Source organism: uncultured Campylobacter sp., from assembly GCF_937890585.1.
Classification (GTDB): Bacteria; Campylobacterota; Campylobacteria; order Campylobacterales; family Campylobacteraceae; genus Campylobacter_A.
The window spans coordinates 1-4,690 of the sequence record NZ_CALACG010000113.1 but is presented as its reverse complement, the minus strand read 5'-3'; the positions used below and the strand labels follow the sequence as shown (position 1 = coordinate 4,690).

Genomic DNA, 4,690 nt, shown 5'->3' with positions numbered 1-4,690 from the left:
GCATCAATTATTGTATTCCCAGTTACAACAATATTTTCAGATTTTTTATTTTCTTTCAAAAGATTATCTTTTGATAAATTTGTTGGTGTAAAATGATAATTTGCCAAAACGCCCACTAATTGCCTATTTACTTCTTCAGGAAATGGCGAATAAATTTCCCACGTTCTAAGTCCAGCTTCTACATGGGCGATTTTTATTTGCTTATAAAAAGAGGCTAATGCACTTATACTGGCTGTCGTAGTATCTCCATGAACAAAAACTATATCTGGACAAAAATCATCTAAAACATCTCGCATCCTAAGCAAAATCCGCGACGATAAGTCAAATAAATCCTGATTGGGTTGCATTATATCTAGATCATAATCTGGAGATATATTAAATATATCCAGAACCTGATCTAGCATCTGTCTGTGTTGAGCTGTAATACACACTTTAACATAAAACTCACTATGTTTTTGAAATTCTTTTATTAAAGGAGCCATTTTTATTGCTTCTGGTCTAGTCCCAAAAACTACAAGAATTTTTTTCATATCAAACCTTTTAGCAAATTTGTCACTTTTTGCTCGATCTCTTCTAGAAATTCCTTGCTCTTTGCTTCAAATCTAGTGACGATAACTGGCGTTGTATTTGACGCACGCACCAGCGCCCAGCCATTTTCAAACTGAATTCTAATGCCATCGATATCAATGATATTTTTTATCCTTGGTAGGTCGCAACCCTCGTTTTTCACGCACTCTTTTAGCTTGGCAACTATCTTAAATTTAGCCTCGTCAGTCGTCTTTATCTTGATCTCATCGGTGCTAAAGACAAGTGGCATCTTATCAAGCTCGCCGTCAAGATCAAAGCCTTTATGCACTAGCTCGATCACCCTCATCATCGCATAAAGCGCATCGTCAAAGCCAAAATATCGCTCTTTAAAGAATATATGACCGCTCACTTCAGCCGCAAGATCTACGTTTAGCTCTTTCATCATTTTTTTGATGTTGCTATGACCAGTTTTTCCCATAAAAACTTCGCCGATCTTGGCGATCTCATCATACATATTTTGTGAGCATTTAACCTCGCCAAGCACCTTTGGATGTTTCATATTTAGCGCGTAAAGATAGGCTAGTTCGTCGCCTTTTATATCTCTTTTTGGCGTTATAACCGCGATCCTATCGCCATCTCCGTCAAAGCCAAATCCAAGGTCAAATTCCTTCTTTTCGATGAGCAAAAATAGCTCTTTTAAATTCTCTTTTTCGCTTGGGTCTGGGTGGTGATTTGGGAAATTTCCGTCTGGATCTTCATATAAAATTTTTGCATTTAGTCCAAGCGCCTTGACGATGGGCACTAAGCTCACGCCAACAGCACCATTTGCGCAGTCGATAACAAAAGGTTTTTTGAAATTTTTAAGTTCGCTAAATTCTTTTACAAAAAACTCAACATATTTTTCTAAGATATTAAATTTCTCACAGCTCTCATCGTCTGCGATCTGCTCACCAGAGGCGATTATCTCATTTACCTTATCTTTTAAAATTTGCAGATCTTTGCCAAAAAAACTATCCTTTTTGATAGTGATCTTAAAGCCGTTATAATCTTTTGGATTGTGAGAGCCCGTGATCATGATGTTTGCGTCAAAATAATCAGCATAAACGCTAAAGTAGCCAACAGGAGTTGGAAGCAGGCCGATGTTATAAATTTTAAAGCCACCAGCCTTGTTTAGACCACTTAGCAGATACCTAAAAAGCGTGCTAGCACTAAGCCTTGCGTCAAAGCCAACGCTTAAAGTTTTTACGCCAAATTCGTTAAATTTCTTACCCAAAGCAAGCCCGATAGCCTTGACACTATCTTCTGTCAAGTCCTTTTCATAAATGCCGCGGATGTCGTATTCTCTAAAAATTTCATCATATTTCATTGTAAATTCTCCCTAAAAGAAAGCAAAATGATACAAGAATAAATTTAAAAAGGAGTAAATAATTTTATAAATTTAGTAAGGCTAAAGTTTAAATATAAATTCGAGCTAGAAAGCTCTAGCTCGAAAAGGGCTGTTACATCATGCCGCCCATACCACCCATTCCGCCCATGTCAGGCATTGCAGGCATTGCTTTTTCTTCTTTTATCTCGCTGATAGTTGCCTCAGTCGTTAGTAGCAAGCTAGCCACGCTAACAGCGTTTTGTAGCGCAACTCTCTCAACCTTAACTGGGTCGATGATGCCAGCTTCAAACATATTTACATATTCGCCAGTTGCAGCGTTAAAGCCAAAATTTGCATCTTTGCTTACTTCGACAGCATTTGCTACCACGCCAGCGTCAAAGCCAGCATTCTCAGCGATTTGGCGAAGTGGAGCACGAAGCGCTCTTCTAACGATCTCAGCACCGATTGCCTCATCACCTTGTAAATTTAAATTTACACTCTTTGAAGCGAGGATAAGAGCTGAACCGCCACCTACTACGATGCCCTCTTCTACGGCTGCACGAGTAGCGCTTAGAGCGTCATCTACGCGGTCTTTTTTCTCTTTCATCTCTGTCTCAGTCGCAGCACCTACTTTGATAACTGCCACGCCGCCACTTAGTTTTGCAAGGCGCTCTTGAAGTTTTTCTTTGTCATAGTCGCTTGTTGTCTCAGCGATTTGAGCTTTGATCTGAGTTATTCTAGCGTCTATTGCTGACTTCTCGCCTGCGCCATTTACGATAGTTGTGTTATCTTTGTCGATAACTACGCTTGAAGCTTGTCCAAGATCGTTTATACTAGCACTCTCAAGTGTTCTGCCTAGCTCTTCGCTGATAACTTCGCCACCTGTTAAAATAGCGATATCTTCAAGCATCGCTTTTCTTCTGTCGCCAAAGCCAGGAGCTTTTACAGCTGAGATGTTTAGCACGCCACGAAGTTTATTTACAACAAGCGTTGCAAGTGCCTCGCCCTCGATATCTTCAGCGATGATTAGAAGTGGTTTGCCACTCTTTTGTACTTGCTCAAGCACTGGAAGCAGGTCTTTTAAATTTGTGATCTTCTTGTCAAATAGCAATATAAATGGATTACTTAGCTCAACTTGCATCTTTTCAGGGTTTGTGATGAAGTATGGGCTTAGATATCCGCGGTCAAACTGCATACCCTCAACTACGCTTAGCTCGTCTTGGATAGACTTTGCCTCTTCTACTGTTATAACGCCATCTTTGCCAACTTTTTCCATCGCATCAGCGATAAGTTTGCCGATGCTTTCGTCTGAGTTTGCTGAGATAGTAGCGATCTGCGCGATCTCTTTTGAGCCAGAAACTTTTTTAGAGATGTTTTTTAGTGCATCTATAAGAGCTGCTACTTCTTTATCCATGCCGCGTTTTACTTCGATAGGATTTGCGCCAGCAGTTACGTTTCTAAGACCCTCTTTAAATATCGCATGAGCTAGCACAGTTGCTGTTGTAGTGCCGTCGCCTGCTTGGTCGTTTGTCTTGCTTGCTACTTCTCTAACTAGGCTTGCACCCATATTTTCGATAGTATCTTTTAACTCGATCTCTTTAGCCACGCTAACGCCGTCTTTTGTGATGTTTGGAGCGCCAAAGCTCTTTTGGATAAGGACGTTTCTGCCTCTTGGTCCCATTGTCACTTTCACAGCGTCATTTAGTTTTTTTACGCCCTCGTATAGGCGATTTCTTGCATCATCAGAGTAAAAAATTTCTTTTGCCATTGTTTTTCCTTTTTAAATTATTTAATCACGCCTAAAACGTCGTCGATGTTTAAAACAAGATATGTTTTATCATCTAAATTTACCTCAGTACCAGCGTATTTAGCAAATACCACTTTTTCGCCAACTTTTACGCCCTCAGCTTCAGCGCCAACTGCTTTTACCTCGCCGCTTAAAGGTTTTTCTTTTGCGTTATCAGGTATAATTATGCCCGAAGCTGTCGTCTTTGTCTCTTCTACGCGTTCGACTAGGACACGCTTGCCTAATGGTTGAAAGTTCATTGTTCATCCTTTTAGTTTAATTGTCTTTTTTAGCACTCTTTATTTTTGAGTGATGAAATCCTAGCATTTTTTTCTGAAAAAGTCAATAATTTATAGTGAATTTTATTAAAAACTTTAGTCTAAGTGACTAAAGTTTTATGATATGTAAAACTAATATAAAGGAATTTTATGAAAAAAGTAGCCTATATAGTTGGCGCGCTTGTGCTCATAGTAGCTTGCATTTTTAGCCTTTTATTTAGCCCATTTGGGAGTAAATTTATCGCTAGCAAGATCGAAAAAGAGGCACTCGCTCGTGGCATTGAACTCAAATTTAAAGATTTTAGCCTAGGATTTAGCACGCTAAATTTAGAAGCGACCGTGATGAATGCCATAAATTTAAAGGCAAATGGCGAGCTCTCCTTGCTTGCTCAAAGTATGAATTTAAACATAGACATAAACGCCGACAAGGCAAAGGCTAGCGAGCTTGGACTAAAAAAGGACGTCGCGCTTAAAGCAAACGCGGCTGGTAAATTTAGCGACTTTAAGCTAGTGGCAACTGGCACGGCGCTTGGCTCAAACATAAATTTAAACGCAAATTTAAAAGATTACCTGCCAAAAGCCCTAAATCTTGACGCTAAAAATATCGAACTTTCTGAGATATCAGCTCTTGCTAAAAAGCCAAATTTAGCTAGCGGAAAACTTGATCTAACGAGCAATATGCAAGGAGTTGATGAGAAAAATGAACCCATCATTAACGCTCAAATTTTAGCA

General features: G+C 39.4%; 4 protein-coding genes and 1 pseudogene. 1 reads left to right on the top strand and 4 read right to left on the bottom strand.

The window, feature by feature from the left end; translation table 11 throughout:
• The 4 genes from wecB to groES all read right to left on the bottom strand — a co-directional run.
• On the bottom strand, positions 1-530 hold a 530-nt coding region (gene wecB, locus Q0296_RS03210), incomplete at its 3' end, for a non-hydrolyzing UDP-N-acetylglucosamine 2-epimerase (RefSeq protein WP_298036462.1).
• A complete protein-coding gene (locus tag Q0296_RS03205; protein WP_298036460.1) occupies positions 527-1,894 on the bottom strand; it encodes a phosphomannomutase/phosphoglucomutase in 1,368 nt (455 codons plus the stop codon). The genes wecB and Q0296_RS03205, both read right to left, overlap by 4 nt.
• 133 nt (positions 1,895-2,027) lie before the next feature.
• A complete protein-coding gene (gene groL, locus Q0296_RS03200; protein WP_298036459.1) occupies positions 2,028-3,662 on the bottom strand; it encodes a chaperonin GroEL in 1,635 nt (544 codons plus the stop codon).
• A gap of 17 nt (positions 3,663-3,679) precedes the next feature.
• On the bottom strand, positions 3,680-3,940 hold the full coding sequence (groES, locus tag Q0296_RS03195) for a co-chaperone GroES (protein ID WP_002940431.1): 261 nt from the start codon (positions 3,938-3,940) through the stop codon (positions 3,680-3,682).
• A gap of 168 nt (positions 3,941-4,108) precedes the next feature.
• Between groES and Q0296_RS03190 the strand changes: the two are divergent.
• A pseudogene (locus Q0296_RS03190) lies at positions 4,109-4,690 on the top strand (tryptophanyl-tRNA synthetase); the annotation flags it as partial.